Below are 26673 nucleotides of genomic sequence, written 5' to 3'. Positions count from 1 at the left end.
TCCGGCTATCACCTGAATCGATCCAAATTCCGATGCCCACGCTGGACCGTCGTCTCCTGATCGCTGTCGCCGCCACGGCGATGCTCGCTTCCGGGCTGGCTTCGGCCGCGCCTGCCAGAACCGCCGCCGACAAGGCCTACGCATCGGTGGACCCGTTCATCGGCACCGGTGGCGAAGGTCACACCTATCCGGGTGCGACGGTACCGTTCGGCATGGTCCAGCTCAGCCCGGATACGCGTATCCAGCCGCGCGAGAAGGCCTACGGCTGGGCGGCCGGCTACCGCTACGACGACAGCAGCATCGTCGGCTTCTCGCACACCCATTTTTCCGGCACTGGCCATTCCGATCTGGGCGACATCCTGCTGATGCCGTTCACCGGCAGTCCCGGCCTGGAGCGTGGCGATCCCGAGAAGCCGCGCAGCGGCTATGCCTCCCGCTTCCGCCATGATGACGAGAAAGCGGAGCCGGGCTACTACGCGGTCACGTTGGACGATTACAAGGTGCGTGCCGAGCTGACCACCAGTACCCGCGTGGGCGTGCATCGCTATGCGTTCCCCAAGGGCACCGACGCCAAGGTGCTGCTGGACATGCGCACCAGCATGTACGACTACCCGGGCAAGGTGCTGTGGTCGCGGGTGCGGGTGCGTGCCGACGGCACGGTGACCGGCTTCCGCGAGACGCGCGGCTGGGCGCCGGGCCGCCAGCTGTATTTCGCGATGCGCTTCTCGCGCCCGCTGGCCGGGCATGAGCTGCACAACACCGAGCAGGACATCGTCTACAAGGGCTTCCCGCCGCCGGGCGAGAAGGATCCGTCCCAGCGCGCACAGATCGAGGGCCGTCAGCTGGTCGGTACCTTCGCATTCGGCAAGCTGGACGCACCGCTGGTGGTCAAGGTTGCCATCTCGCCGGTCAGCGAGGCCGGCGCCATTGCCAACCTCGACGCGGAAGTGGCCGACTTCGATTTCGACCGCGTGCGTGCGCAGGCGAAACAGGAATGGACGCAGGCGCTGTCGGTGCTCGACATCGATGCACCCGAGCACGCTCGCCGCAGCGCCTATACCGCGCTGTACCACACACTGTTGGGGCCGACGCTGTTCATGGATGCCGATGGCCAGTATCGCGGTTCGGACAATGCCGTGCACAAGGCCGATGGTTTCACGAATTATTCGACTTTCTCGCTGTGGGATACCTACCGTGCGTTGCACCCGTTGCTGACCCTGGTGCAGCCGGAGAAGCGCAACAGCGACTTCGTCAATTCGATGCTGGCCCACCATGAGCACAGCCCCTACGGCATGCTGCCGGTGTGGTCGTTCCATGGCCTGGAAGACTGGTGCATGATCGGCTACCACGCCGTGCCGGTGATCGCCGACGCCTACGTGAAGGGCATTCGTGGCTTCGACGCCGACAAGGCGCTGAAGGCGATGGTCGAGACCGCCAATTACGGCCCCTATGACGGTATCGCACAGTACCGCGAGCTGGGCTACGTACCGATCGACGAGGAAGGTGAAGCGGCCAGCAAGACGCTGGAATACGCCTTCGATGACTGGACCATCGCACGCATGGCGCAGGCGATGGGCAAGGGCGATATCGCGGCGACCTTCGACAAGCGCGCGGCCAACTGGCGCAATGCGTTCGACAAGGACACCGGCTTCATGCGCGCACGCAAGCGCGACGGCAGTTTCCGCACCCCGTTCGACCCCAGCGCCAGCGGCTACGGAACCGACTACACCGAGGGCAACGCTTGGCAGTATTCCTGGTATGTGCCGCAGGACGTGGCCGGGCTGGCGGCAGCGCACGGTGGCAGCGACAAGCTGCTCGCGCGCCTGGACGAGGTGTTCAACGCCAAGGTGGATCCGTCCATCTTCGAGCACATGGAAGACATCACCGGGCTGATCGGCTGGTACGCACATGGCAACGAACCCAGCCACCATGTGGCCTACCTGTACTCGTACGCTGGCCAGCCGTGGCGCACCCAGGCGCGCCTGAAGCAGATCATGGACACCCAGTACGCCGACCGTCCGGATGGCCTGGCCGGCAACGATGACGTCGGCCAGATGTCGGCGTGGTATGTGTTCACCGCGCTGGGCTTCTACCCGGTGGCACCGGGCTCGGGCGAGTACATCCTCGGTCGCCCGTTCCTGCCGAAGACCGCGATGCGCCTGCCCAACGGCAAGACGTTCACCATCGTGGCCGATGGCCTGGATGACAGGCACACCTATGTGGGCAGCGTGAGCCTCAACGGCAAGCCGCTGCAGCGCACCTTCCTGCGCCACGACGAGATCCTGGCCGGTGGCGAGCTGCGCTTCAGCATGCAGGCCGAGCCGAACAAGGACTGGCCGGGGCAGGGCGCGCAGGCACCGTACTCGATGAGCCGGTGATGCGGGCGGCGCCGCATTGCCGCCGTCATTGCCCCGCACCTGGTAGGTGCCAACCTTGGTTGGCACGCGGGAGGTCAACGGTGCCCACCAAGGTGGCCGTCTACCGGAATCCGTGGGTCGCGGCGCTTTTGGTAGGTGCCAACCTTGGTTGGCACGCAGGACATCAACGGCGCCCACCAAGGTGGGCGTCTACCGGAATCCGTGGGTCGGGGTGCTTTTGGTAGGTGCCAACCTTGGTTGGCACGCAGGACGTCAACGCGAACGGAACCGCACCCCCACCCGCGCGCCACCGAGCGGCGCCGTTTCGATCTTCAACATCGCACCATGTCGCTGCGCGATCTCCGCCACAATCGCCAACCCCAGCCCGCAGCCATCGCCTTCGCTGCTGGCCCGGTAGAAGCGTTCCGTGACGCGCGTGCGTTCGGCTTCGGCAATGCCGGCGCCGTCATCGTCAACCCATGCCTGCACGCCTTCGGCCTCCTGCCGAACTCCGAGGGTGATTACGCCGGGCACGGCACCGTAGCGCAGCGCGTTGTCCAGCAGGTTGCCCAACGCTTCGCGCAGCAGCTGCGGATCGCCCTGTACCTGCACGCCGTCGTCTGGCCCCTCGTAGCCCAGGTCAACGCCCGCCGCCAACGCACGGTCGGCGTAGCGCTCCACCACGCCGCGTGCCAACGCAGCCAGGTCCACCGGTTGCAGTGGCAGTGCACTGCCATGCGGATCTTCCGAGCGGCTGAGCATCAGCAGCTGGTTGACCAGATGCTGCAAGCGGGCCAGTCCGGCCAGCGTGCCGGACAGCGCCAGCTGCTGGGCCTGCGGGTCGTGCTGGCGCAATGAACTCTCCAGTTCCACCTGCATCGCCGCCAAGGGCGTGCGCAGCTGGTGCGCGGCATTACTGACAAAGCGCCGCTGCGCATCCTGCATCGCGTCCAGACGCTGCAGCAGCGCGTTGTAGGCCTCCACCGCCGGCCACAGTTCGCGCGGTGCCTCCTGCGCAGGGTCCAACGGTGCCAACGGATCCGGCCGCGGGCTGGCCAGCTTCCGCGCAACCAGGTTGGCATGGCGAGCGGCAGCGCCTGTACCGGACCACGCCAGCCACGCCGCCAATGCCAGGATCGCGGCCTGGAAGGGAACGCTGGTCAGCAGCAGCTTGCGCTCCAGCCGGTGGCGTTTGCGAAGCGTCTCAGCCACGCGCAGCCGGATGTCATGGCCCGGTCCGGCGCTGACCACCACTTCGACCATGCGCACCGGTTGACCACGCACACGTGCATCGTAGTAGATGGCGTCGTCATCATTTCCCGCTGCGATTGCAGGGCGGGGCAGGGCTTCGGGCAGGTCGCCATACAGACGCCCACCCTCGGCATCGACTACCTCGCCATGCACTTCGTCGGCGGTGTCCCAGCTGAACATGCGCGAGACGGCCGGGGTGATCTCGATCGAAGCGCGACCATCCTGCACCGTCACCAGCTCGGACAACGACATCGCCGAATCCAGCAGCCAGCGGTCGTAGACCTGGCCGGCATAGAACCGGGCCAGCGCAAATGAACCCACTGCGCTGCACAGCAGCAGTACCAGCAGCGGTAGCCAAAGGCGCCTGAGCAGCAGGCCACGCAGGCTGTGCACGCGCTCAGTCACCCACGGCCTCCAGCCGGTATCCAAGCCCACGCAGCATGCGGATGCCGACGCCGGCGCGCGCCTGTTCCAGCTTGCGGCGCAGGCGGCTGACGTGGACCTCGATCACCGACAGGTTGGCGTCGTGGTCCCAGCTGTACAGCGCGTCGAACAGGCGCTGCTTGGTAACGGTGCGGCCGGGATGCTGCATCAGTGCATCGACCAGCGACAGCTCACGCGCAGTCAGCTCGATGCGCTGGCCGTCCACCTGCACTTCATTGCGGATGCTGTCGAAGCACAACCGGCCCAATCGCTTCTGCGCCGGTGCATCGCTTCGGCGGCGTGACAATGCACGCAGGCGGGCTTCCAGCTCACCCAGTGCGAATGGCTTGGCCAGGTAATCATCGCCACCCCGGTCAAGGCCGAGGATGCGGTCCTCCACGCCATCGCGTGCGGTCAGGATCAGCACCGGCAGGGTGACGCCGTCGTTGCGCAGGCGCGAGAGCAGGTCGAGGCCATCGACGTCGGGCAATGAAAGATCGAGCACCATCACGTCATATGGCGCGCTGGCCAGTGCCGCCGGTGCATGCAGCCCGCGCGAAAGGTGGTCGCACAGATGGCCGGCACCCTGCAGGGCGCGGATCAGTCCATCGGCCAGAGCGGCGTCGTCTTCGATCAGCAGGATTCGCATTGCAAGCTTCGTGCAAGGTTGGGGCAAGTTTGGCGCAAGTGCGTCACCTTACCGTGACCCGCATGAATTTCTCCCCTCGTCTTGCGGCCGTGTTGGCCGCCCTCCTGTGCGCGCCGGCCGCATCGGCACTGTCCCTGCAGGATGCGCAGCGCGCAATGGAAGCACACAACCCGGACCTCCGCGCGGCGGCACTGGAGCTGCGCGCTGTGCAGGGCGATGCGCAGACGGCGGCATTACGCCCGACCACCGAGCTGTCGATCGGCACCAGCAAGATCAGCCCCAAGCACGGCATCGGCCCCGGACGCTGGCAGGACAAGCGGGTGGACAGCACCGTGGGCCTGGGCTGGACCTGGGAGCGCGGCGGCAAGCGCGCACTGCGCATCCGCCAGGCCGACGCGCTGCTGGAAGTGGCCGGGCTGGAGATGCTCGATGCGCGGCGCCGCCAGCACGTGGCGCTGCATGAAGCCTATTTCGGCTTGAAGGGCGCGCAGGAGCGGGCGCAGATTGCCGAGGCCAACCGCCAGAGTTCGGCCGAGCAGATGGCGGCGGCGGACAAGCAGGTCGCGACAGGGGCGATGGCACCGGTGGATCGCGCGCGGCTGGCGGTGGACGATCTCGCCGTAGCCGACGCGGCGCGCGAGGCGGCCCTGGATCTGCGCGATGCACGGCATGCGCTGGGGCTGCTGCTCGGCCGCGACGACAGCCATGACCTCAGCGCCGATGATCCGTGGCCAGACCCCGCGGGCAGGGTGGATACGCGTGCGTTCGACCCGCAGCAGCGTGCCGATCTGCGCGCGGCACGTTCGCGCCTGGCCGCGGCCGACACCGGTGTGGCACTGGCGCGCAGTGAGCGCCATCGCGACATCCAGCTGGGTGTGGAGGCCGAGCGCGAGCCGACCGACATCAGCGGCGTCACCTGGGGTGTGTCATTGACCATTCCGCTCGGCGGCCCGTCACGTGCACGCGGCGCGATCCAGCGTGCCGAGGCCGACCGTGACAGCGCCGCGCTGGAGCTGCAGGTACTGCAGCGCGAAGCACGCGCCGAGCTGGACCAGCTGCAGGCCAGCGCGCAGTCCGCCGCACAGCGCCGCCGCGACTATGAGGGACTGCAGTCCGACGCCGCACGCAAGGCGGTGCAGGGCATCGAACTGGCGTACCGGCGCGGCGCCGCCAGCCTGACCGATCTGCTGGATGCGCGCCGCAGTTGGCGCGACTTCGAGGCCGCGCTGATCGATGCGCGCGCCGACCATGCCATTGCCCTGGCGCGCTGGGAAGCGGCCACATCCGTTGCTGAAGGAGAGTCCCGATGAAGTCCCCCGTCGCCCATCGCCCGCGGGCGCGACACGGCGTGCTGCCGGCCTTGCTGGCGCTGGCCCTGCTGGTCGGCTGCGGCCGTGAGCCGGCGTCCTACACCGAGGATGCGCCGCAGATCAGTGCCGGCCAGATCCAGTTTCCTGCCGGCAGCCGCCAGCTGGACGTGCTGCGCAGCGAGGCGGTGACCGCCGGCGCCAGCGCCAGCCTGCAGCTGCCGGGCCGGGTGGTCTGGGACGAGACCCGTTCCAGTGCACTGCGCACGCCGTTGCCGGGGCAGGTGGCGCGCATCGAGGCGCAGCCGGGCCAGAAAGTGAAGGCCGGCCAATTGATTGCCTGGATCACCTCGCCCGAGTTCGGCCAGGCCCAGGCGGAGGGCGTGCGTGGCCGCGCCGAGCTGCAGCAGGCGCGCAAGGAGCTGGAGCGCACCCGCGAGCTGCATGCGGCGGGTGTGGCGTCGGGCCGCGAACTGGACGAGGCCGAGGCCAACTTCGCCGGCAGCCAGGCCGATCATGCGCGTGCAACCGCCTTCGCCAAGGCATATGGCAACGGCCAGCGCGTCGACCAGCGCCTGCCGCTGCGCGCGCCCATTGATGGCGTGCTGGTGGAGCGGCGGATGAGCCCGGGCATGGCGGTCAGCCCGGACAGCGAACAGCCATTGGCGGTGATTGGCGATCCGGACCGCCTGTGGTTGCTGCTGGATGTTCCCGAGAGCCTGGCCGGACGCATGAAGGCGGGCATGCAGGTGAGCGTACCCGGTGCCGATGGCCAACTGCTGCAGGCGACCCTGCAGCACGTGGATGACTTCGTCGACAGCGAACGCCGCGTGGTGCAGGCGCGCGCCGAGCTGGACAACCGCGCACGCGGCTTCAAGGCGGGGCAGTACGTGCGCGCCCAGGTGGCGTTGCCGGCCGACGGCGGTGTCTCGCTGCCCGATGCGGCCGTGCTGCTGATCGACGGCAAGCAGGTGGTGTTCGTGGAGGAGGACAAGGGGCGCTACGTGCGCCATGCCGTGCATGCCGAGGAACTGGGCGATGGCCGGCTGTGGGTGCGTGACGACCTGGCGGTTGGCAGCAGGGTGGTGGTCGAGGGCGGCCTGCTGTTGCAGCAGCTGGTCGACAGCGCGCCAGCCGCCGCCAGCGCCGGCACGGGGCACGCCGCGCCATGATCGATCGCCTGATTGCCTATTGCCTGCGCCAGCCCTTGATGGTGATGCTGGCGCTGCTGTTGTTCATCGGCGCTGGCATTGCCGCGTTCCGCGTGCTGCCAGTCGAGGCCTTTCCGGATGTGTCCGATACACAGGTGACAGTGGTATCGCTGCACCCCGGGCGCGCGGCCGAAGAGGTGGAGCGCGAAGTGACGATGCCGCTGGAAGTGGCGCTGTCCGGCATTCCGCATTCGGTGCGGGTGTTCTCGCATACGCAGTTCGGCCTGTCGATGATCATCCTGACCTTCGACGACAAGGCCGATGACTACTTCGCGCGCCAGCAGGTGCTGGAGCGCCTGCAGGGCGTGGAGCTGCCGGAAGGGGTGACCCCGGAACTGGAGGCGATGAGCTCAGCGGTAGGCGAGATCTACCGCTACGTGCTCAAGGGCCCGCACATGACGCCGACCCAGCTGCGCACCGTGCAGGAATGGACGATGGAGCGCAGCCTGCGCACCGTGCCGGGCGTGGCCGATGTGATCAGCTTCGGCGGCTTCGCGCGCACGTTCCAGGTCAAGCCGGACCTGGACAAGCTGCGTGACCGCGGCATCAGCCTGCGTGAGTTCGCCGAGGCCCTGGAGAAGGGCAGCTCGAATGCCGGCGGCGGCTACGTGGAGCGCGGCCAGCAGCAGTTCCTGATCCGCGGCGTAGGCCTGATGCGTTCGCCGGCCGACATCGGCAATGTGGTCGTGGAGCAGCGTGGTGGCACGCCGATCCTGGTGCGCGACCTAGCCAGCATCGCCGATACCGGCCTGCCACGGCAGGGCCTGGTCGGCCAGGACGACAATGACGATGCGGTGTTCGGCATGGTGCTGATGCGCAAGGGCGAGAATCCGTCCGACGTGCTCGGCGCCCTGCATGCGCGCATCGCCGAGATCGAAGCCAACCAGCTGCCGCACGGGGTCAGCATCGAGCCGTTCTACGACCGCTCGTGGCTGGTCTCGACCACGCTGAAAACCGTCTTCAGCAACCTGCTGGAAGGCGCGGTGCTGGTGTTCCTGGTGCTGTGGCTGTTCCTGTACAACGCCCGCGCCGCACTGATCGTGGCGGCGATGATGCCGCTTGCGCTGCTGTCGACCTTCCTCGGCCTGCACCTGTGGGGCGTGCCGGCCAACCTGCTGTCGTTGGGTGCGATGGACTTCGGCATCATCATCGACGGCGCGGTGATCGTGACCGAGCACATCGTCTCGCGATTGTCGAAGCTGCCCCCTGCGGCCGACCGGAAGACACGGTTCTCGACCATTCTTTCAGCCGCATCGGAAGTGGGGCGGCCGACGTTTTTCTCGATGTTGATCATCATCGCCGCACACATCCCGATCTTCACCCTGCAGCGCCAGGAAGGCCGCATGTTCGCGCCGATGGCGTACTCGGTGACCTCGGCCCTGATCGGTGCGTTGATCCTGGCGCTGACCGTGGTGCCGTTGTTCTGCTACTGGTGGCTGCGGCGCGACCGCATGCGCGACGGCAATCCGCTGATGGACCGCCTGACCGGCTGGTACCGGCCGATCCTGGAGCGCGCTCTGGCCCGCCCGCGTGCGGTGGTACTGACCGCGGTCGCGCTGCTGGCCGGCACGCTCGCGCTGGGCACCCGGCTGGGTTCGGAGTTCCTGCCGGAGCTGGACGAGGGCTCGATCTGGCTGACCGCCACGCTTGACCCCAGCACCAGCCTGGCCGAGGCGCAGCAGCAGTCGCGGCGCATCCGTGAGCTGGTCGGCACCTTCCCGCAGGTATCGACGGTGGTGGCCAAGCTGGGGCGCCCGGAAGACGGCTCCGATGCCAAGGGCGCCAACCAGATCGAGGCGCTGGTGGCGTTGAAGCCCGAGAAGGAATGGCCGAAGGGCGTGGACAAGCGGCAGCTGGTCAGTGATCTGCAGCGCACGCTGGAGCAGCGTATTCCAGGGCCGGAGTTCTCGATCTCGCAGCCGGTGCGCGACAACATCCTGGAGAGCATCTCGCAGATCAAGGGCCAGGTGGTGATCAAGGTCAGTGGCTCGGATCTGGACGTGCTGAACCAGCAGGCGCAGGCGATCCTGGGACAGGTACGTGGCGTAGAGGGCGTAGAGAGTGCCTTCATCGACCGTGACGGCTCACTGCCGCAGCTGCAGATCGAAATCGACCGCGACCGTGCTGCGCGCTATGGCTTGAACGTGCGCGATATCGACGAGGTGATCGAGACCGCACTGGGCGGGCGCCAGGTCGGCGAACTGTGGGAAGGTGACCGCAGGTTCCCGATCACGTTGCGCCTGGACGACGCCGACCGCGACCTGCAACGGCTGCGCACGGTGCCGGTCGGCATCGGCGATGGGCACACGGTGACACTGTCCGACGTGGCCGACTTCCGCATGGCCAGCGGTGCGATCAACATCTCGCGCGAGAACGCACAGCGGGTCAAGGCGGTGAGCATCTTCATCGCCGGGCGTGACATGGGCAGCGTGGTGGCCGACATGCGCAAGCGCGTGGACGCCAGCGTGCAGTTGCCGGAAGGCTACCGGCTGGAATGGTCCGGGGAGTTCGAGAACCAGCAACGTGCGATGAAACGGCTGGGCTGGGTGATCCCGCTGTCGGTGCTGATCATCTTCGTGTTGCTGTTCGATGCCTTCAAGGACATCAGCAGCGCCGCGCTGATCCTGGCCAACGTGCCACTGGCGATGATCGGCGGCATTCTCGCCCTGTGGTTGACTGGGATTCCACTGTCGGTGTCGGCGGCGATCGGCTTCATCGCGTTGTTCGGGCAGGCGGTCTTGAACGGGGTGGTGATGCTCAGCCGCTTCGCCCAGCTGCGCGAGCAGGGCATGGACCTGCTGCAGTCGGTGGTGCAGGGCTCGCTGCAGCGCCTGCGCACGGTGCTGATGACCGCACTGCTGGCGATGTTCGGCCTGCTGCCGATGGCGACCTCGCATGCCATTGGCGCCGAGACCCAGAAGCCGCTGGCGGTGGTGGTGATCGGTGGCCTGCTGTCGGCGATGCTGCTGACCCTGCTGGTACTGCCCACGCTGTACTACTGGGTGCATCACCGCCGCGAGGCCCGCACGGGCTGACGGCGATATCCGGCTCTCCGCCCGGTAGAGGCCAACCTTGGTTGGCAGACGGCGAAGCGCCCACCAAGGTGGGCGACTACCGGTGTGCGATGGCCGCGAACTACACCATCCCGCCATTGGCGCGCAGCACCTGGCCGTTGATCCATCCGCCATCGGCACCGGCCAGGAAGGCAACCGCACCGGCGATGTCCTCCGGCGTACCCAGCCGCTCCAAGGGGTTCATCTTCGCCAGCCGCTCGATCAGTTCCGGCGACTTGCCGTCCAGGAACAGGTCGGTGGCGGTCGGGCCGGGCGCCACTGCATTCACGGTGATGTTGCGCCCGCGCAGCTCCTTGCTGAGGATCGCGCCCATCGTCTCCACCGCCGCCTTGCTGGCGGCATACACGCTGTAGTTCTCCAGCTTGATGCCAACCACGCTGGTGGACAGGGTGATCAGGCGGCCACCGTCGCGCACCCGTCGCGCGCTCTCGCGCAGCACGTTGAAGGCGCCTTTCAGGTTGATCCCGATCACCCTCTCGAACAGGGCGTCGTCGGTATCGGCCAATGGTGCCAGCTGCAACACGCCGGCACTGTTCACCACTACGTCTATACCGCCGAAGCGCGCCTCGATGGCATCGAACAGCTGCCGCACCGCCTGCGGATCGGCGACATCGGCCTGCAGCGCGATGGCCTGCGCGCCGGCCGCGCTGAGTTCGGCCGCCAATGCTTCGGCGTCGTCGCGGCGGCCCGCATAGTTGATCGCGACCGCGTGGCCTTCAGCGGCCAGGCGGCGGGAGATGGCGGCGCCGATGCCACGGGAGCCGCCGGTGACCAGGGCGACAGAGCGGGCGGGGGAGAGGGTCATGGTGGCTTCCACTGGGGCGCGCCGAAGTGGCACAGGGCCATCTTCGCGAGATTGTCCTTTCGAATAATCCTGCATAATCCGTCAACATCATCCGGACAGCCGAACAATGGATCGTTTCACGGCCATGCGCGCCTTCGTCCGTATCGTCGAGCGCCGCAGCTTCACCCGGGCTTCCGAGGACCTGGGCCTGCCGCGGGCCACGGTGACCGACGCGATCAAGGCGCTGGAACAGCGGCTGGGCGTGCGCCTGCTGCACCGGACCACCCGGCTGGTGGTGCCGACCCTGGAAGGCGAGGCCTTCTATGGCCGTTGCCTGCGCCTGATCGCCGACATGGACGATGCCGAGGCTGCGTTCCGTGATGCCCCGCCACGCGGGCCGCTGCGCATTGAAGTGCATGGCACGCTGGGCCGGCACCTGCTGTTTCCGCACCTGCCGGAATTCCTGCAGCGCTACCCGGAGATTGAGCTGGACGTCAGTGAAGGCGACCGCTATGTCGACCTGCTGCGCGAAGGCGTGGATGCGGCGCTGCGGGTGGGGACGCTGGCCGACAGCGATCTGGCGGCGCGCCGGTTGACGATGCTGCGCGAGGTCACGGTGGCCGCGCCGGGTTATGTGCAGGCGCACGGCCTGCCCGATACCATTGAATCGCTGGAGCAAGGCCATCAGATGATCGGCTACCGCTCCAGCGCCACCGGCCAGCTGATCCCCCTGGAGTTCCAGCAGGCGGGACAGGTGCGCTACGTGCCGCTGCAGGCGCGGGTGCGTGTTTCCGGCGCGGATGCATTCCTTGGGGCCGCGTTGGCGGGCCTGGGCATCATCCAGGCACCGCGCTACCGGATGGACCCGTATATCGCGCGCGGGCAGCTGGTCGAGCTGTTGCCTGAGACGCCGCCGACGGCAAGCCCGTTGAGCCTGGTCTACCCGCGCAACCGCACGCCGTCGCCACGCTTGCGGGTGTTCATCGACTGGGTGGCCGGGGTGTTCGAGCAGACCGGGGTTGCCGGCCAGCGGCCGGCACTACCGTCCAAGGGCGCGCGTGCTGGGTAGTGCCGGCCGCTGGCCGGCAGCACCGAAGCAACGTTCCTGAGACGCTGCCATGGGCTGGCTGTGCAGGGTAGTGCCGGCCGCTGGCCGGCAACTGCAATGCGCTTGATGTACCGGGGTACCGGCCAGCGGTCGGCACTACCGGGCGGCGGCGCCCGGCAGCACCAGCTCGAACACGGTGCCGGTGTCATCCGACACAACACTCACACTACCGCCATGGGCCTGTGCAATCGCGCGGGTAATCGCCAGCCCCAGTCCGGCACCTTCGTGGCGGCCGCGCTCGCCGCGGTAGAAGCGATCGAACAGGCGCGGCAGCGCTTCGGCGGCAATCGGCGTGCCAAGGTTGTGCACGCTGACCCTGCACACGCCATCGGCCTCGATCAGCCGCACCCGTACTTCGCTGCCCACGGCTGCGTGCTTCAACGCGTTGGACAGCAGGTTGGCGATCGCGCGGTGCAGCATCAGGCGGTTGCCTTCCACGCTCGCCACACCGTCGCGGCGCAGGGTCAACTGCCGGTCCTCGGCCAGCAGGTCGTAGAACTCGAGCAGCGAATCCACCACCCCATCCAGCGCCACCAGCTCGCGTGAGGGCAGCGCGCCCGGCGCCTCGGCCTGCGCCAGGTACAGCAGGTCGCCCACGGTCTGCGCCAGCTGCTGCAGTTCCTCGGCACACGACGCAAGCGTCTCGCGGTAGGCCTCGTTGCTGCGCGGGTGCGCCAGCACCACCTGCACCTGGGTCAGCATGTTGGTGATCGGGGTGCGCAACTCGTGGGCGAGATCACCGGAGAACTCGGTCAGCCGCGCGAAGTCCTGCTGCAGGCGTGCCAGCATGCCGTTGAGGGTCTGCGCCAACTGCTCCAGTTCGGCCGGTGCACTGCGCGCGCTCAGGCGGCGCTGCAGGCGACCGGCGGTGATCTGCCTGGCCTCATCGGCCAGCGTGCGCAGCGGCCGCAGCGTACGCCGCACCACATAACCGCCGAGCAGGCTGCTGGCCACGGCGGCGCCGATGATCGCGATCGCCAGCAGGTGGCGGAAGCGCTGCAGGAAATCGGCATGGCGGTCGTCATCGATGGCCAGCAGGGTGACCAGCGGGCTGCCGTCGGCCAGGGTCTGGCGCAGGTGCAGGGCATGCATGCAGCGGCCATCGGCGAGGATCCAGTCGTGCCGCCGTGGCGCGGCGTCGATCGGCTGGCCGCGTGCATGCTCGCGCAGCAGTGCCGGTGCGGTCGAGAACAGCACCGCGCCACGCCCATCAACAACGTGGAAGGCGATATCCGGATGATGGCCCAGCGCCTCTGCCAAGCGCTTCCCGCGTGCGGACGCAGGTCCGTTATCGGCGAGGTCACGGATCAACGCGACCTTGTTTTCCAGTTCGACGAAGTCCTGGGCGACCAGGTCGTGGCGGGCACTGACATAGATCGCCACGCCCAACGCGGCCAGCACCAGCGTGGCCACGATGGCGAACAGCAGCGTCAGCCGCACCGCGATGGAACGGCGCAGGCTCATCCGCTGTGCACTGCACCGTCGTCCGGCGCCTCCAGCACATAGCCCATGCCGCGCACGGTGACGATCAGCTTGGCATCGAAGTCATCGTCGATCTTCGCGCGCAGGCGGCGGATCGCCACGTCGATCACGTTGGTGTCGCTGTCGAAATTCATGTCCCACACCTGCGAAGCGATCAACGAGCGCGGCAGCACTTCGCCACGTCGGCGCGCCAGCAGCTCCAGCAGGGTGTATTCCTTCTGGCTGAGGGTGATGCGCTGGCCGCCGCGTTCAACCCGGCGGCGCAGGGTGTCCACCACCAGGTCGGCGATGACGATGCGCTCGGCCTGCGGCTGCGCCTGGCCGCGACGCAGCAGGGTGCGTACCCGCGCCAGCAGCTCGGCGAAGGCGAATGGCTTGGCCAGGTAGTCGTCGGCGCCCAGCTCAAGGCCCTGCACGCGGTCGGCGATGCTGCTGCGCGCGGTCAGGAACAGTACCGGCACCTGCCAGCCGGCCTCGCGCAGCCGCGACAGCACGTTCCAGCCATCCAGGCCGGGCAGCATCACGTCGAGGATGACCAGCTGGTACTCGCCGCTGCCGGCCAGGTGCAGCCCGTCGACGCCGTTGCAGGCGAGATCGACCACGTAGCCGGCCTCGATCAGCCCCTGGCGCAGGTAGTTGCCGGTCTTGGGTTCGTCTTCGACGATCAGCAGTTTCATGATGCGCCCATCATCGCAGCTTGGGCCCGTACCGGAACGGATTGATCATGCCAGTGGGTCCAGCGTGCCAAGCACCGCGACGCAGGCCAGCACCAGCAGCGCCAGCAGCGATTCGCAGGCCAGGCTTTGGCGGAGCGAGCGCAGCGGCCTGGGTTGCCAGCCGCCACGGATGGAGACCGCCAGCGCCGGCACCAGCCGCCAGCGATGCAGCGCGGCCAGGCCCAGCATGCCACCGGCCAGGGCGAGTTTGAGCAGCAGCCAGCGTCCGTGCGCAGTGCCGATGAGGGTCTGCACGGAACCGCCAAGGTCGACATAGGTATAGGTGCCGGTCATCGCCAGGGCGGCGACGATGACCGTGCCGGGCAGGGCGAAGCTGTGGGCGGCCTGCCACAGTGCATGGGTGCGTTCGCGCAGGTGTAGGCCTTGTGGACGCAGCGCCAGTTGCAGAATGGCGGCGATCGCGCCGACCCAGGCGCCGGCGGCCAGCAGGTGCACGTTGCCGGCCAGCAGCCGCAGCGTGCCACCGAACCCATCGCCCGCAGCGGCGTGGCCGTTCCAGGACAGGCTGGCGAGGGCCATTCCGGACAACGCGAGCAGCGCCACGCGCCGCGGTCCACCCAGCGGCGTGGCGGATGCCAGCAGGGGCAGCATCGCCAGCACCGCCACGGTGCGCAGCAGGCCGGCTTCACCTACCGGCGTGCTGGTGAGGAACCAGTGCGCCGTTGCAGGGTCGATGTCGACCGGCGCGATGCCGAGCACACCGGACAAGCGGGTGATGGCATCGGTGACCACCACGGCCAACGCGATCAGGGCGAGCGCCAGCGAGACGCCGCGCGGTAGCCGCGGACGGACGAACAGCATCCGCCCGAACAGCAGCATCAGCACCAGGTACAGCGCCAGCCGCAGCGCATACGGCGAGAGCTCGGCCATGGCGGCGGCCTTACTTCACGGTGAAGCGGTAGTTGCCGGTCATCGGATGACTGTCCTGGCCGACCGCGCGCCATTGCAGTGCGTAGCTGCCTGCGGGCAGCGGCTTGGCGAAACGCGCGCGCAGCGTGTGGCCATCTTCGGAAATGTCCTGTGCGGTGGTGGGCATGGCCATCTTCATGCGGCCATGGTCCATGCTCAGTTCGATGCGGGTGGCACGCGGCATCACCTTCTCACTGAACTGCAGCGTGATCTCGGTCGCCGGGGCAATGGTGGCGTCGGCGGCCGGCGTCGAACGCACCAGGCTGGGATGGGCCAGGGCCAGCGGCGCAACCGCGAGGCCGGACAGGAGAAGCGCCAGGGAGGCGGAGCGGCGAAGGGAACGGGTCATGCGCGGGACACCTGTGGAAGACGTGGCCCTCAGGGTGGAGGGCAGCGCCTTTCGCTGCCCTGACCCGAACATTACCGATCTGTAATGTTCCGTCCACTCACCGGTGGTGCCGGCAGCTGGCCAGCGTCACAGTGCTGCCAACGGCCCTTGCATGCGATGGAAACTGCCATCGGTGGCGGTGAACCAGGCCAGCGAACGCCCGCCGACGAAGTCATCGACATGCACGACCGTTGCGCCATCGGCTTCCTGCCACGAAATGGCATAGACCCCTTCGCTGATCTGCTGCCACTCGCAGGCGGCTTCGCCCTGCGCACCGGCATAGGCGCCGGAGACGATGGCGTACTGCACGTGGCGGCCATCGGCGCTGTAGACATTGTCGGCGGCCAGCCCGTCATAGCTGACGCGGAAGCGGCGGCCGGCGAACAACGGCAAGGCGGGGGCAGTGTTCATCGTATCGCCACCGGGTTGATGTTGACCTGGGTCGAGCCGACGTAGAGCGGCTGGCCGAGCACGAACAGGAATTCCCAGGCCTTGTCGCGCACCAGGGCACGGCTGTCGATCAGCTCCAGGTTGTAGATGCCGCGCTTGGCCAGCATGTACTGGTTGATCGGGAACTCCTCGGCACCGTTCGGGTTCGGGTAGACCTCCGAGGCCCAGGTGTCGCCACCGAAGGCGACGATGCCCTGGTCGGCCAGCCACTTCGCGGCCTCCATGCCGATACCCGGCTCCACTTCCAGGAACTGCGTGTTGTCCTTGCCGATCAGTTCCAGCCAACCGGTGTTGAACAGCACCACATCGCCCTTGCGCAGGCTCAGTCCCTGCTTCTTCAGCACGGCCTGGATGTCGGCCACGGTGAACTCGGTGCCGCCGGGCACGATCGCCTTGCCGTAGTACGCGGTCATGTCCAGCACGACGCCGCGGGTGACCATCGGCGGCACCTTCTCGACGCCGAGCTTGCGCACGCCGTCCACGGTGACGAAGTCAGCAGCCTTGTTGCCGTTGTAGTAGACGTTGTCGATGCCGATATGGCCGATGCCGTTGAGCTGGGTGCCAACGCCGGTCCAGGCGTTCACCAGTTCATCGTTGAAGGTGAACTTGTTGGGGCCCAGCGACTTGCCGGCCTGCCGGCCGACCTGCACGTTGTACAGGCGGAAGCTGCGGTGGCGGAACGCGGGCAGGTTCTTGTCCACCGGCACCGCCAGCGGATAGGTCTTGCCGGTCCTGACCAGCGAGACCGCGTGCTTGACCACGTCAGCGGTGAGCAGGTTGGCCGCGCCGATCTCGTCGTTGGCGCCGTAGGCAGAGGGATACCACTCCTCGGCGGTGGCCTGGAAGGACAGCGGCAGGGTGGCCAGCGCAAGCGCGGCCAGGGTCTTCATCTTCATGGCAAAGCTCCGGTAACTGTCAGGCCGTCGCGGCGGCGCCGGCATGGGCCGGGAAGTGCGGGAGCACGTACTCGGCGATTTCGTGGAAGGTTTCGGCCAACGGCCGTTCGTTGCGGCGGAACTGCAGGCCGATGTGGTCGACACCGGCCGCCTGCATGGCGTGCAGCTCGGCCAGCAGGGCGTTGCGGCCGCCACGCAGGCCGAAGCGCCAGCGCTGCAGGGGGGCATCGGCATCGGCCACCAGGTCCAGGTGGATGAAGCTGGCATAGGGCTTGTTGCCGGCCACGGCGCGCCACGCCGCCACGCGTTGTACATGGTCCTGCGGCGTGCCCGGGTAGGCCAGGCAACCGTCCATGTGCTGGCCGATCCATGCTGGTTGCTGTTGGGCCAGGCCGGCCACGAACAACGGCAGGGCCGGGCCATCGGCGGGCAGCACGTCCAGGCCCTGCGGCAGGTGCGCGGTGGCGCCTTCGCGCAGCAGCGCGATCTGCTCGCGGAAACGGCTGCCACGGCTGTCGAAGTCGCGGCCAAACAGCGGGTACTCCACCGGGCGGTCGCCACTGGCCACGCCCAGCAACAGGCGGTCGCCGCTGAGCCGCTGCACGCTGCGCGCCGACTTCAGGGTCAGCAACGGCTCACGGATCGGCAGCACCACCGCACCGGTGCCCAGCAGGATGTCATTGGTGATGCCGGCCAGGTAGCCGAGGTAACTGAACACTTCGAACACCTGCGCCGCATCGCCGAAGGCCGGGTCGTACACCGGCACGTCGCGCACCCACAGCGCACGGAAGCCGAGGCGGTCGGCCAACCGTGCCAGTTCCGCATGGCGCTGCAGGTCCGGTTCACCGGGCAGGCGTTGTGCGGCGCGTCGTGCCTGTTCGCCCAGCGGCGTCCAGTCATTGTCCAGCGGTGCTTCGATGCCGATGCTAAAGCCACCGGCCTGCAGCCGCGCCAACGCACTGCCCATGGCCAGGCTCCTCAGTCCCAGGCCGGGGCCAGGCCCGGCGGATCGACTTCGCGGCCGTTGCGGTCAAGTGCAGCGATCGCGGCCATGTCATCGGCATCCAGGTGCAGGTCTTGGGCGAGCAGGTTGCTGGCCAGGTTCTCGCGCTTGGTCGAGGACGGAATGACCGAGTAACCCCGCTGCAGCGCCCACGCCAGCGCGACCTGGGCCACGGTGGCCTGGTGCTTGTCGGCGATGGCGGCCAGCACCGGATCCTTCAGTACCTTGCCGTAGGCCAGGGTCATGTAGGAGGTCACGGTGATGCCCTGGTCCTGCAGGAAGGCGGTCAGTGCCGGGTTCTGCAGGTAGGGGCTCAGTTCGATCTGGTTGGTGGCGATCTCGCCGGCACCGACCACCTCGATGGCCTGCCGGGTCAGCTCGATGTTGAAGTTGGACACACCGATCTGGCGGGTCAGGCCCAGCGTCTTGGCTTCGGCCAGCGCGGTCATGTACTCGCGCAGTTCAACGCCATTGCCCGGCGCCGGCCAGTGGATCAGCAGCAGGTCGACGTAGTCGGTGCGCAGCTTCGCCAGGCTGTCGCGCAGGCTCGGGATCAGCTTGTCGGCAGCGTAGTTGTCCACCCAGATCTTGGTGGTCAGGAACAGCTGGTCGCGCGGAACGCCGGATTCGGCGATGGCCTGGCCGACTTCGGCTTCGTTGCCATAGATCTGCGCGGTATCGACCGCACGGTAGCCAACCTCGAGGGCGTTGCGCACCGAGTCGATGACGGTCTGGCCGGTCAGGCGGAAGGTGCCGACGCCAAAGGAAGGAACGCTCATGATGGACTCCAGGGACTTCGTTGAGAGCCGGTGGGCTCGGGACAGGGCGAAGTGTGGGCGCTTTACATTTGTTGATTAAGCCGTGTATACGGGAAACGCTTTTGCGTCGAGGTAAAAAATGAAAACCACCCTGGATGAGCTGAAGGCCTTCGTGGCCGTGGTCGACAGTGGTTCGATCACGGCGGCGGCCGAGGCGCTGGAACTGACCATCTCCGCCACCAGCCGCACACTGGCGCGGCTGGAGGACAAGCTGCAGACCACGCTGCTGCGACGGACCACGCGACGGCTCGAACTGACCGAGGAAGGCGCGGCGTTCCTGGAGTACGCGCGCACGATCCTGGCCACGGTGGACGAGGCCGAGGAACAGATGGCCGCGCGGCGGCTGCAGCCGGTCGGGCGCCTGCGCGTGGACGCCGCCACGCCGTTCATGCTGCACGTGATCGTGCCGCTGCTTGAGGGGTTCCGTGAGCGCTACCCGCAGGTGGAGCTGGAGCTGAATTCCAATGAAGGCATCACCGACCTGATCGAGAAGCGCACCGACGTAGCATTCCGCATTGGCGTGCTGCGCGATTCGACCCTGCATGCGCGGCCGATCGGCCACAGCCGCATCCGGGTGGTGGCCAGCCCCGAATACCTGCGCCGCCACGGCACGCCCACGCGCGTGGAGCAGCTGCGCGAGCACGACCTGCTGGGCTTCACCCAGCCCAGTTCGTTGAACGAATGGCCGCTGCAGGATGCCGATGGCGGGCCTTTCGTGATCGAGCCCGCGATCGCTTCATCCAGTGGCGAAACACTGCGGCAGATGGCGGTGGCCGGGCTGGGCATTGCCTGCCTGTCCGACTTCCTGACCCGCCAGGACCGGCGTGATGGCCGCCTGGTGCAGCTGTTCGCCAGGCAGACGCAGGAAGTGCGGCAGCCGATCAACGCGGTGTACTACCGCAACACCGCGCTGGCTGCACGCATCACCTGTTTCGTCGACCACGTGACGCAGACGCTCGGCCAGCGTCCGTTTGACGAATAGAGATCGGTAGAGCCGGCCGCTGGCCGGCTGCCGGGTCCTTGGGGCTGCCGGCCAGCGGCCGGCACTACCAAATGCGTATCACCTGATGCGTGGCCCATGTACGGATGGGTAGAGCCGGCCGCTGGCCGGCTGCCGGGTCCTTGGGGCTGCCGGCCAGCGGCCGGCACTACCAAATGCGTATCACCTGTTGCGTGGCCCATGCATGGATGGGTAGAGCCGGCCGCTGGCCGGCTGCCGGGGCCCCGGGGCTGCCAACCCGCGGCCGGTGTCAGCGGGTGCGCAGCGCGCGCCGGTTGCCGATGTGCGCCGCGGCCAGTAGCACGCCACCACTGGCTGTCGCCACGCCATGCCAGAGCAGCGATTCCTTCAGCGGCAGATACAGCGAGGCCGACAGCAGCAGGATGGCGCCGGCGCAGGCCAGCCGCACCGGGCGCCAGCGCCCGTGCCGGTGCACCCCGGCCGAGGTACTCGCCAAGGCCAGCGACGAGGCCAGCAGCGCGAACAGCCATTCCCAGCGCGACATCATCAACAGCAATGTCATCGCGCCATGGCCGGGATGCTGGAACGAGCGCAGCGCCATCATCGCGGCCGGCACGAAGGCCAGCAGCAGGGGCAGGGCGATGCAATGGGCGGCGCAGGCCATGGACAGCCAAGCACCGGCAAGATCGAAGCGGGGGTGCCAGCGTGCCGAAGTTGGCGGCTGGGCCAAGGCCCTTGCGGGCGTCGTGGGGATGTGGTCCATAATGTTACATAGTAACAATTGGAGCCTCCCCCATGAAGCGTTCTGCTGCTCTTTTCCTGCTGCTGGCTGCAAGTGCCGCGCAGGCCCATGACATCCGCCAGCACGCACCGCACGTGCACGGCCAGGCCACCGTCGATGTTGCGCTTGACCAGCAGACGCTGGAATTCGCCCTGCAGGCCCCCGGCATCGGCATCCTCGATTACGAGCGACCGCCGGCCAATGCAGCCGAGCAGGCCGCGCTGGCACGGGCTACGACAGTGCTGAAGGGCGGCAGCTGGGTCACCTTGCCCACCGCTGCGGGCTGCCGTCTGGCCACCGGTAAAGCCGATGCAGAGGGCTTCGACGCGACGGCCGCCGCGCCGCCGCCGGGACAGCACCGGCACGCAGGGTTCAGCGCAACGCTGCAGTACCACTGTGCCAAACCTGCCGCGCTGCGCGCCATCGTCGTGCGCCTGCCCGTACTATTCCCCGGCCTGCACGAAGTCATCGTCAACAGCGCAACCGCCAATGGCCAGAACCGCAGCGTGCTGACGCCCGACAACCTGCGCGTGGTGCTGGCACCGTGAGCGCGGCACCGGTGATCTCGCTGGAAGACGTGCAGTTCGGCTACGGCATGCAGCGGGTGCTGGACATCCCGCGGTTATGGGTCGAGCAGGGCAGCAGCGTGTTGCTGCGCGGAATCAGCGGTGGCGGCAAAAGCACCCTGCTGGGCCTGCTGGCAGGCGTGCTGCTGCCCGGCAAGGGCCGTGTCGAGGTGGCCGGCCAGGCGCTGCAGGACATGGGAGGCGCGGCGCGGGATCGCTTCCGCGCCGACCAGCTGGGCGTGATCTTCCAGCAGTTCAACCTGCTGCCGTTCCTCAGCGTGCGCGACAACATTGCGCTGGGCCTGCGCTTTTCGCGCCTGCGCAGCGCGCGCATCAGTGGGCCGTTGGATGCCGAGATCGCCCGCCTGCTGCAGGCCCTGCAGCTCAACCCTGAGCTTATGCAGCGGCGCGCAGGTACGCTCAGTGTTGGCCAGCAACAACGCGTGGCGGCAGCACGTGCCCTGATCGGTCGTCCGGCATTGCTGCTGGCCGATGAGCCCACCTCGGCGCTTGACCGTGAAGCGGCAACCGCGTTCCTGAAGCTGATGTCCGCGCAGTGCCAGGCGGCCGGCACCACGGTGCTGGTGGTCAGCCATGACGACAGCCTGCAGCCCTTGTTCGACCGCACCATTTCACTGTCCGAGATCAACCAGGCAGGTGCCGGCCATGCTTGAGCTTGCCTGGGCCAGCCTGCGCAGCCGCGCCTTGAGTGTCGGCCTGACCGTGCTGGTCATCACCCTCAGCGTGGTGCTGCTGCTGGGCGTCGAGCGTGTACGCACGCAGGCGCACGAGGGGTTCGCCAGCACCGTATCGGGCACCGACCTGATCGTCGGTGCGCGTTCGGGACCGGTGAACCTGCTGCTGTACTCGGTGTTCCATATCGGCGACCCGACCAACAACGTGTCCTGGCAGTCCTACCAGGAGCTGTCTGCATTGCCGCAGGTGAAGTGGTCGGTGCCACTGTCGCTGGGCGATTCCTGGCGCGGCTACCGTGTAGTGGGTACCACTGGCGGCTACTTTGAACACTATCGCTATGGTTCCGGCCACGAGCTGGCCTTTGCACAGGGGCGGCCCTTTGATGATCTGTACGACGCGGTAATCGGCGCGGAGGTGGCGCGCGCGCAGAAGGTCGGCCTCGGCGATGAGATCGTGCTGGCGCACGGCACGGGCGCGGTCACGCTGGCCACGCATGCCGACAAGCCATTCCGTGTTGCCGGCATCCTGCAGCGCACCGGCACGCCGGTGGATTCGTCGCTGCTGGTCTTGCTGCCGGCCATCGAGGCGATCCATGTCGACTGGCGTTCGGGCGTGCAGCTGCGCAGCCAGCGGGTCAGCGCCGAGCAGGCGCGTCATCTGGATCTGACCCCGACCAGCATCACTGCCTTCATGCTCGGCCTGAACTCGCGCATTGCCACGTTTTCGGTGCAGCGCAGGATCAACGAGTATCCGGACGAAGCGATGCTGGCGATCCTGCCCGGTGTGACGCTGCAGCAGCTGTGGCAGTCGCTGGGCACCGCCGAGCGCGCACTGCAGCTGATCAGCGCGATGGTGGTGGCACTCGGCATGGTCTCGCTGGTGGCGCTGCTGGTCTCGACCCTGCAGGAGCGGCGGCGCGAGATGGCGATCCTGCGTGCCACCGGGGCACGGCCGGGTTACATCGCCGGCCTGCTGGTGGTGGAGGCGGTGGCGACCAGCGCGGCGGCCTGCGTGCTGGCGCTGGTGCTTCTGGTGGCCGCCAGCGTTGCCGGGCGCGGCTGGGCCCTGGCCACCTTCGGTCTGTCGATCACCCATGTCTGGCCGGACGGCCGCGAGCTGGCCTGGGTGGCAGGCGTGCTGGCGATCAGTGCGGTGGCTGGGCTGGTCCCGGCGTTGCTCGCTTACCGGCGCACCTTGGCCGATGGCCTTTCACCGGGAGGCTGAGCATGCGCTGGATGCTGTCGCTGCCGATGGTACTGGCCCTGGTTGCCTGCGAGCGGCCGGTGGATACCGGTGTGCAGGCCCTGCCACCCGCGCCGGTTGTCGACCGCGCTGACGCTGCGGATGCGGCAGAGCAGGAGCTGGACTGGCTGCAGATGATGCCCAAGGACGAGCTGGCCGCGCTGGAACGCGGCGAGGGCCCGGAAGTCGAACACAACGGCAACCGGCGCATGCCGCAGTTCGGCACCTTCCGCACCGTGGACACGGTGCTGCAGCGGCCGGTGCGCCTGCCGGGCTACGTGGTACCACTGGCCAACGCGCAGGACGGGCGGCTGACCGAATTCCTGTTCGTGCCGTACTACGGCGCCTGCATCCATGTGCCACCACCGCCGCCGAACCAGATCGTGCACGTGGTGCTGCCGCGCCCGATCGACATGCCTGACATGTATTCGCCGTTCTTCCTGGCCGGCACCTTGCATGCCGAACGCTTGGACGACGATCTGGCCGGTTCGGCCTACACCATGCGTGACGCGCAGCTGAGGCCGTATGAACCGTAGTCACCTGTTGCTGGCGTTGGGATGCCTGTGGTTGGCGGGCTGCACGGCGCCTGGCGGCGATGCGGTGGGGGTCACGCCGGAGGACAAACCGGCGCCCTCCGCCACGGGCGAAGCCCCCATCGCCCGTTGGGACGCGTTGCGGCCCGACGAAGTGACCTACCAGCGACCGCCGCCGCAGATCGGCCTGTCACGCAATGGGATGGAGGGTGTGGGTGGCCTGATTGACGACACCGGCTCCGGCACGCCACCGGGGCAGGAAATCGACCATTCCAGCCCGGATCGCGCCAAGCAGTTCGGCTCTTCGCGCGTGGTCGATGCTGTTGATGGTCGCGCGGTGGATCTGGATGGCTACGTGGTACCGCTCGGTACCAACGATGCAGGATTGGTGGATGAACTGCTGTTCGTGCCGTTCTACGGCGCCTGCATCCATGTGCCACCACCGCCGCCCAACCAGATCATCCATGTGACCCTGGCGACACCGATCGCACTGGGCGATCTGTGGGATCCGTACCGCCTTGCCGGCCGCCTGCAGGTGAAGCGCTTCGACGCGGACATCGCCAGCGCGTCCTACGATGCCGCGGCAGCCACGCTGACGGTAATCCGCAACTGATGCGCAGGCGATGGATCATGGCTGCCGGGGTGCTGCTGGGCGGGGTGGTGCTGCTGGTGTGGTGGCAGCGGCAGCGCGCACCCACCGCGCCGCCGGCGGTTGCGTTTCCAGCACCGGCGTCCGATGCCAGCCAGCGCATCGAACAGCGCCTGGGTGACGATCACGCGTTCCGCAACGACGTATTGTTCCTGCTCGCGGCAACATTGCGCGACCGCTGCCAGCCCGCGCAGGCGGGCCTGCTGGCGCGCATGGCCAATCGTGCGTCGCTGCCGGTGCTGGCGGCGGTGAGTGCGGTGACCCAGCAGGATCCATCGCTGGACCGGCCGATCTACCAGTACATCCAGCACCGCGCCGACGCGACGCAGTGCGGCCAGCCGCTGCAGATGCCGCAGGCCGGTGGGCGCAGCATGGCGGTGGACATCGAACAGTACGCGCGCACGTTCCCGGACAGCTACTTCGACCCGCAGCGCAGCAGCGTGCCGCGGGATTTCGGTGGACTGCCACTGCAGCAGCGTGCCGGCAATGCCTGCAACAGCGTGGTGTATTCGGTGCTGCCGCTGGGTGGCACCGACTGGCGGTGCAGCAGCCTGCGCGCGAATGCCCGTGCGCGCGTGCGCGGGCTGTGCGAGGACGAACTGCGGCGCCAGCATGGTGACATTGGTGGCGAGCTGGACGCCGCCGTAGGGCAGGGGATGCAGGCGGCGGTGGTATCGGCCATCGCCGCGCTGCCGGAAGACTGCCGGTGAGCGTCTACCAGTAGAGCCAGGCCACGCCTGGCTGGCGGTTCCGACGAGCAGGCTCGCCTCTACAAAAGCTGAATCGGCTGGCTCTCAAGGTCATAACTATACAGGACATCCTGTATAGTTATGATCGTACTCCACCCCCATCAGGTTCTCCCATGGCTTTGTCCCAGCCCTTGGCCGGTGCTCCGGCCCTGTCGCGTGCCCGTCGCTGGGCACTGTTGTTCACCGTCGCCGCCGGCCTGCTGCTGGTCACGCTCGACAACTCCGTGCTCTACACCGCGCTGCCGACGCTGACCGAGGAACTCTCGGCCAGTGCCGGCCAGGCGCTGTGGATCATCAACGCCTATCCGCTGGTGATGGCCGGCCTGCTGCTGGGTGCGGGCACGCTGGGCGACCGCATCGGCCATCGCCGCATGTTCCTGATCGGCCTGGTGGTGTTCGGCGTCGCCTCGCTGGCAGCGGCGTTCGCCGACACCGCAGCGCAGCTGATTGCCGCACGCGCGTTCCTGGCGATCGGCGCGGCCGCGATGATGCCGGCCACGCTGGCGCTGATCGGCCTGAGCTTCCACGAAGAGCGCGAACGCAACATCGCCATCGCGATCTGGGGTTCGGTGGCCATCGTCGGTGCGGCGCTCGGCCCGATCATTGGCGGCTGGCTGCTGCAGCACTTCTGGTGGGGCTCGGTGTTCCTGATCAACGTGCCGGTGGTGGTGGTCGCATTCGTGGCCACGCTGCTGCTGGCGCCGGAAGGCCAGCGCGACACCTCGCGGCCGTGGGACCTGGTGTCCTCAGTTCTGGCATTGGCTGCACTGTCCGGCCTGGTGCTGGCGATCAAGTCGCTGATCGCAACGCCGCCGTCGTATGCGCTGGGCGCAGGCGCACTGCTGTTGGCCGTCATCAGCGGTGCGGCGTTCGCGCGCCGCCAGCAGCAGCTGCCGTACCCGCTGCTGGACTTCGCGATCTTCCGCAACCCTGCGTTCCTGGCCGGCACGCTGTCGGCGGTGTTCACCCTGTTCGCGATGGCCGGCCTGCAGCTGGTCACCACCCAGCGCTTCCAGCTGGTGGCAGGCTTCACGCCGCTGCAGGCGGGCCTGCTGGTCTCGGTGGCGGCGCTGGGCAGCCTGCCCAGCGCGCTGCTGGGCGGCAGCACCCTGCACAGGGTGGGCCTGCGCCCGCTGATCTGTGGCGGCCTGGCCGCAGGTGCGCTGGGCGTCGGCGTGGTGGCGTTCGGCTTCCCGCACGGCCTTGGTTGGGTGGTGGCTGGCATGGCCATCACCGGCTTCGGCATGGGTTCGGCCATCTCGGTGGCATCCACCGCCATCCTCAACAATGTGCCGGCACACCGCGCAGGCATGGCCTCGTCGGTGGAAGAAGTGTCCTATGAGTTCGGTGGCCTGCTGGCGGTGGCGATGCTGGGCAGCCTGAGCGCAGCGATGTACAGCGCGTTCCTGCCGGTCTCGGCAGACATGCCCGCGCTTGCCCGCGAGGGTTTCACCCAGGCGCTGCATGTCGCGCGCGAGAGCGGGCAGGGCGAGTGGTTCGCATTGACTGCGGCGGCGTATGACCGTGGCTACCAGATCGTGCTGCTGGTGATCACGGCGGTGTTGGCGCTGGGCGCGACGATCCTGGCGCGCCTGCTGCGCGGCCGCGTTGGCAGCCGCGAGGGTGCGGCCGATCGCGTAAAATGAAGC

At 67.9% G+C, this 26673-nt stretch carries 25 protein-coding genes; 13 read left to right on the top strand and 12 right to left on the bottom strand.

What is annotated here, in order from left to right; all coding sequences use genetic code 11:
- Window positions 1-26: 26 nt before the first annotated feature.
- On the top strand, window positions 27-2378 hold the full coding sequence (locus AC5P7E_RS07495; RefSeq protein WP_012480420.1) for a GH92 family glycosyl hydrolase: 2352 nt from the start codon (window positions 27-29) through the stop codon (window positions 2376-2378).
- A 252-nt stretch (window positions 2379-2630) separates the two neighbouring features.
- On the opposite strand, the gene AC5P7E_RS07490 is transcribed toward AC5P7E_RS07495, so the two are convergent.
- Both AC5P7E_RS07490 and AC5P7E_RS07485 read right to left on the bottom strand, forming a co-directional pair.
- Window positions 2631-4013 (bottom strand): sensor histidine kinase, encoded by a 1383-nt coding sequence (locus AC5P7E_RS07490; protein ID WP_114618345.1) that lies wholly within the window; start codon window positions 4011-4013, stop codon window positions 2631-2633.
- On the bottom strand, window positions 4006-4680 hold the full coding sequence (locus AC5P7E_RS07485) for a response regulator (protein WP_099484669.1): 675 nt from the start codon (window positions 4678-4680) through the stop codon (window positions 4006-4008). Before AC5P7E_RS07485 ends, AC5P7E_RS07490 begins: the two co-directional genes overlap by 8 nt.
- Before the next feature lie 62 nt (window positions 4681-4742).
- Here AC5P7E_RS07485 and AC5P7E_RS07480 point away from each other — a divergent pair, with 62 nt between their 5' ends.
- Genes AC5P7E_RS07480 through AC5P7E_RS07470 form a run of 3 tightly spaced genes read left to right on the top strand, consistent with a single transcriptional unit; the run spans window position 4743 to window position 10233 of the window.
- Window positions 4743-5990, top strand: a complete 1248-nt coding sequence (locus AC5P7E_RS07480; protein WP_114618346.1) for a TolC family protein — start codon at window positions 4743-4745, stop codon at window positions 5988-5990.
- Window positions 5987-7159 (top strand): efflux RND transporter periplasmic adaptor subunit, encoded by a 1173-nt coding sequence (locus tag AC5P7E_RS07475; RefSeq protein ID WP_024956522.1) that lies wholly within the window; start codon window positions 5987-5989, stop codon window positions 7157-7159. Before AC5P7E_RS07480 ends, AC5P7E_RS07475 begins: the two co-directional genes overlap by 4 nt.
- Window positions 7156-10233, top strand: a complete 3078-nt coding sequence (locus tag AC5P7E_RS07470) for an efflux RND transporter permease subunit (protein WP_114618347.1) — start codon at window positions 7156-7158, stop codon at window positions 10231-10233. The genes AC5P7E_RS07475 and AC5P7E_RS07470 overlap by 4 nt, the downstream gene beginning before the upstream one ends.
- 100 nt (window positions 10234-10333) lie before the next feature.
- Here the strand turns inward: AC5P7E_RS07470 and AC5P7E_RS07465 are convergent, their stop codons facing one another.
- Window positions 10334-11077, bottom strand: coding sequence for an SDR family oxidoreductase (locus AC5P7E_RS07465; protein ID WP_062607191.1), 744 nt, complete (start codon window positions 11075-11077; stop codon window positions 10334-10336).
- Window positions 11078-11183: 106 nt separating this feature from the next.
- On the opposite strand from AC5P7E_RS07465, the gene AC5P7E_RS07460 reads away from it, so the two are divergent.
- Window positions 11184-12125 (top strand): LysR family transcriptional regulator, encoded by a 942-nt coding sequence (locus AC5P7E_RS07460; protein WP_024956525.1) that lies wholly within the window; start codon window positions 11184-11186, stop codon window positions 12123-12125.
- A 135-nt stretch (window positions 12126-12260) separates the two neighbouring features.
- On the opposite strand, the gene AC5P7E_RS07455 is transcribed toward AC5P7E_RS07460, so the two are convergent.
- The 8 genes from AC5P7E_RS07455 to dkgB all read right to left on the bottom strand — a co-directional run bounded on the left by AC5P7E_RS07455 (window position 12261) and on the right by dkgB (window position 18808).
- Window positions 12261-13628: a heavy metal sensor histidine kinase gene (locus tag AC5P7E_RS07455; protein WP_024956526.1), complete on the bottom strand. Its 1368-nt coding sequence runs from the start codon at window positions 13626-13628 to the stop codon at window positions 12261-12263.
- Complete coding sequence (locus tag AC5P7E_RS07450) at window positions 13625-14323, bottom strand: heavy metal response regulator transcription factor (RefSeq protein ID WP_012480412.1); 699 nt, start codon at window positions 14321-14323, stop codon at window positions 13625-13627. Before AC5P7E_RS07450 ends, AC5P7E_RS07455 begins: the two co-directional genes overlap by 4 nt.
- A gap of 45 nt (window positions 14324-14368) precedes the next feature.
- Window positions 14369-15253 (bottom strand): copper homeostasis membrane protein CopD, encoded by an 885-nt coding sequence (gene copD, locus AC5P7E_RS07445; protein WP_099474094.1) that lies wholly within the window; start codon window positions 15251-15253, stop codon window positions 14369-14371.
- 10 nt (window positions 15254-15263) lie between these two features.
- The gene (gene copC, locus AC5P7E_RS07440) at window positions 15264-15641 is read right to left on the bottom strand and encodes a copper homeostasis periplasmic binding protein CopC (protein WP_005409841.1); all 378 of its coding nucleotides are present in this window, start codon (window positions 15639-15641) and stop codon (window positions 15264-15266) included.
- A gap of 126 nt (window positions 15642-15767) precedes the next feature.
- The gene (locus AC5P7E_RS07435) at window positions 15768-16091 is read right to left on the bottom strand and encodes a MoaF-related domain-containing protein (RefSeq protein WP_049471694.1); all 324 of its coding nucleotides are present in this window, start codon (window positions 16089-16091) and stop codon (window positions 15768-15770) included.
- Window positions 16088-17026, bottom strand: coding sequence for a cyclase family protein (locus AC5P7E_RS07430; protein WP_329761662.1), 939 nt, complete (start codon window positions 17024-17026; stop codon window positions 16088-16090). The genes AC5P7E_RS07435 and AC5P7E_RS07430 overlap by 4 nt, the downstream gene beginning before the upstream one ends.
- Before the next feature lie 19 nt (window positions 17027-17045).
- Window positions 17046-17993, bottom strand: coding sequence for a TIGR03571 family LLM class oxidoreductase (locus AC5P7E_RS07425; RefSeq protein WP_099484663.1), 948 nt, complete (start codon window positions 17991-17993; stop codon window positions 17046-17048).
- Window positions 17994-18004: 11 nt separating this feature from the next.
- Window positions 18005-18808, bottom strand: a complete 804-nt coding sequence (gene dkgB, locus AC5P7E_RS07420) for a 2,5-didehydrogluconate reductase DkgB (protein WP_012480407.1) — start codon at window positions 18806-18808, stop codon at window positions 18005-18007.
- Window positions 18809-18926: 118 nt separating this feature from the next.
- Between dkgB and AC5P7E_RS07415 the strand changes: the two genes are divergently transcribed.
- Window positions 18927-19829 (top strand): LysR family transcriptional regulator, encoded by a 903-nt coding sequence (locus tag AC5P7E_RS07415; RefSeq protein ID WP_005409836.1) that lies wholly within the window; start codon window positions 18927-18929, stop codon window positions 19827-19829.
- A 268-nt stretch (window positions 19830-20097) separates the two neighbouring features.
- Here AC5P7E_RS07415 and AC5P7E_RS07410 read toward each other — a convergent pair whose 3' ends face one another.
- Window positions 20098-20571 carry a MerC domain-containing protein gene (locus AC5P7E_RS07410; protein ID WP_062607179.1) on the bottom strand — a complete coding sequence of 158 codons (474 nt, stop codon included), beginning with the start codon at window positions 20569-20571 and terminating at the stop codon, window positions 20098-20100.
- Between the two features lie 32 nt (window positions 20572-20603).
- Between AC5P7E_RS07410 and AC5P7E_RS07405 the strand changes: the two genes are divergently transcribed.
- The 7 genes from AC5P7E_RS07405 (at window position 20604) to AC5P7E_RS07375 (ending at window position 26670) form a co-directional block, all read left to right on the top strand.
- Entirely contained in the window at window positions 20604-21137 is a 534-nt protein-coding gene (locus tag AC5P7E_RS07405; RefSeq protein ID WP_049475370.1) for a ZrgA family zinc uptake protein, read from the top strand.
- Complete coding sequence (locus tag AC5P7E_RS07400) at window positions 21134-21829, top strand: ATP-binding cassette domain-containing protein (RefSeq protein WP_088429936.1); 696 nt, start codon at window positions 21134-21136, stop codon at window positions 21827-21829. Before AC5P7E_RS07405 ends, AC5P7E_RS07400 begins: the two co-directional genes overlap by 4 nt.
- Window positions 21822-23075 (top strand): ABC transporter permease, encoded by a 1254-nt coding sequence (locus AC5P7E_RS07395; protein WP_114618348.1) that lies wholly within the window; start codon window positions 21822-21824, stop codon window positions 23073-23075. The genes AC5P7E_RS07400 and AC5P7E_RS07395 overlap by 8 nt, the downstream gene beginning before the upstream one ends.
- Before the next feature lie 2 nt (window positions 23076-23077).
- A complete protein-coding gene (locus tag AC5P7E_RS07390; RefSeq protein WP_044570292.1) occupies window positions 23078-23629 on the top strand; it encodes a DUF3299 domain-containing protein in 552 nt (183 codons plus the stop codon).
- Entirely contained in the window at window positions 23619-24239 is a 621-nt protein-coding gene (locus AC5P7E_RS07385; RefSeq protein ID WP_088436279.1) for a DUF3299 domain-containing protein, read from the top strand. Before AC5P7E_RS07390 ends, AC5P7E_RS07385 begins: the two co-directional genes overlap by 11 nt.
- Window positions 24239-24985, top strand: a complete 747-nt coding sequence (locus AC5P7E_RS07380; RefSeq protein ID WP_088436280.1) for a hypothetical protein — start codon at window positions 24239-24241, stop codon at window positions 24983-24985. The genes AC5P7E_RS07385 and AC5P7E_RS07380 overlap by 1 nt, the downstream gene beginning before the upstream one ends.
- A 152-nt stretch (window positions 24986-25137) precedes the next feature.
- A complete protein-coding gene (locus AC5P7E_RS07375; protein WP_114618349.1) occupies window positions 25138-26670 on the top strand; it encodes an MFS transporter in 1533 nt (510 codons plus the stop codon).
- Window positions 26671-26673: the final 3 nt, after the last annotated feature.

The organism is Stenotrophomonas sp. YJH_SMC_25 (genome assembly GCF_059369595.1).
Note: the sequence above shows the minus strand (reverse complement) of the source record. Positions and strands in the feature narration are given on the sequence as shown.

Coding starts and splice junctions, on each gene's coding strand:
- AC5P7E_RS07415 (WP_005409836.1), top strand. CDS start 18,927: ATGAAAACCACCCTGGATGAGCTGAAGGCCTTCGTGGCCGTGGTCGAC.
- AC5P7E_RS07455 (WP_024956526.1), bottom strand. CDS start 13,628: ATGAGCCTGCGCCGTTCCATCGCGGTGCGGCTGACGCTGCTGTTCGCC.
- copD (WP_099474094.1), bottom strand. CDS start 15,253: ATGGCCGAGCTCTCGCCGTATGCGCTGCGGCTGGCGCTGTACCTGGTG.
- AC5P7E_RS07430 (WP_329761662.1), bottom strand. CDS start 17,026: ATGAAGATGAAGACCCTGGCCGCGCTTGCGCTGGCCACCCTGCCGCTG.
- AC5P7E_RS07405 (WP_049475370.1), top strand. CDS start 20,604: ATGAAGCGTTCTGCTGCTCTTTTCCTGCTGCTGGCTGCAAGTGCCGCG.
- AC5P7E_RS07470 (WP_114618347.1), top strand. CDS start 7,156: ATGATCGATCGCCTGATTGCCTATTGCCTGCGCCAGCCCTTGATGGTG.
- AC5P7E_RS07460 (WP_024956525.1), top strand. CDS start 11,184: ATGGATCGTTTCACGGCCATGCGCGCCTTCGTCCGTATCGTCGAGCGC.
- AC5P7E_RS07435 (WP_049471694.1), bottom strand. CDS start 16,091: ATGAACACTGCCCCCGCCTTGCCGTTGTTCGCCGGCCGCCGCTTCCGC.
- AC5P7E_RS07380 (WP_088436280.1), top strand. CDS start 24,239: ATGCGCAGGCGATGGATCATGGCTGCCGGGGTGCTGCTGGGCGGGGTG.
- AC5P7E_RS07425 (WP_099484663.1), bottom strand. CDS start 17,993: ATGGGCAGTGCGTTGGCGCGGCTGCAGGCCGGTGGCTTTAGCATCGGC.
- AC5P7E_RS07475 (WP_024956522.1), top strand. CDS start 5,987: ATGAAGTCCCCCGTCGCCCATCGCCCGCGGGCGCGACACGGCGTGCTG.
- AC5P7E_RS07385 (WP_088436279.1), top strand. CDS start 23,619: ATGAACCGTAGTCACCTGTTGCTGGCGTTGGGATGCCTGTGGTTGGCG.
- AC5P7E_RS07395 (WP_114618348.1), top strand. CDS start 21,822: ATGCTTGAGCTTGCCTGGGCCAGCCTGCGCAGCCGCGCCTTGAGTGTC.
- AC5P7E_RS07375 (WP_114618349.1), top strand. CDS start 25,138: ATGGCTTTGTCCCAGCCCTTGGCCGGTGCTCCGGCCCTGTCGCGTGCC.
- AC5P7E_RS07410 (WP_062607179.1), bottom strand. CDS start 20,571: ATGGACCACATCCCCACGACGCCCGCAAGGGCCTTGGCCCAGCCGCCA.
- AC5P7E_RS07480 (WP_114618346.1), top strand. CDS start 4,743: ATGAATTTCTCCCCTCGTCTTGCGGCCGTGTTGGCCGCCCTCCTGTGC.
- AC5P7E_RS07450 (WP_012480412.1), bottom strand. CDS start 14,323: ATGAAACTGCTGATCGTCGAAGACGAACCCAAGACCGGCAACTACCTG.
- copC (WP_005409841.1), bottom strand. CDS start 15,641: ATGACCCGTTCCCTTCGCCGCTCCGCCTCCCTGGCGCTTCTCCTGTCC.
- AC5P7E_RS07390 (WP_044570292.1), top strand. CDS start 23,078: ATGCGCTGGATGCTGTCGCTGCCGATGGTACTGGCCCTGGTTGCCTGC.
- AC5P7E_RS07485 (WP_099484669.1), bottom strand. CDS start 4,680: ATGCGAATCCTGCTGATCGAAGACGACGCCGCTCTGGCCGATGGACTG.
- AC5P7E_RS07465 (WP_062607191.1), bottom strand. CDS start 11,077: ATGACCCTCTCCCCCGCCCGCTCTGTCGCCCTGGTCACCGGCGGCTCC.
- dkgB (WP_012480407.1), bottom strand. CDS start 18,808: ATGAGCGTTCCTTCCTTTGGCGTCGGCACCTTCCGCCTGACCGGCCAG.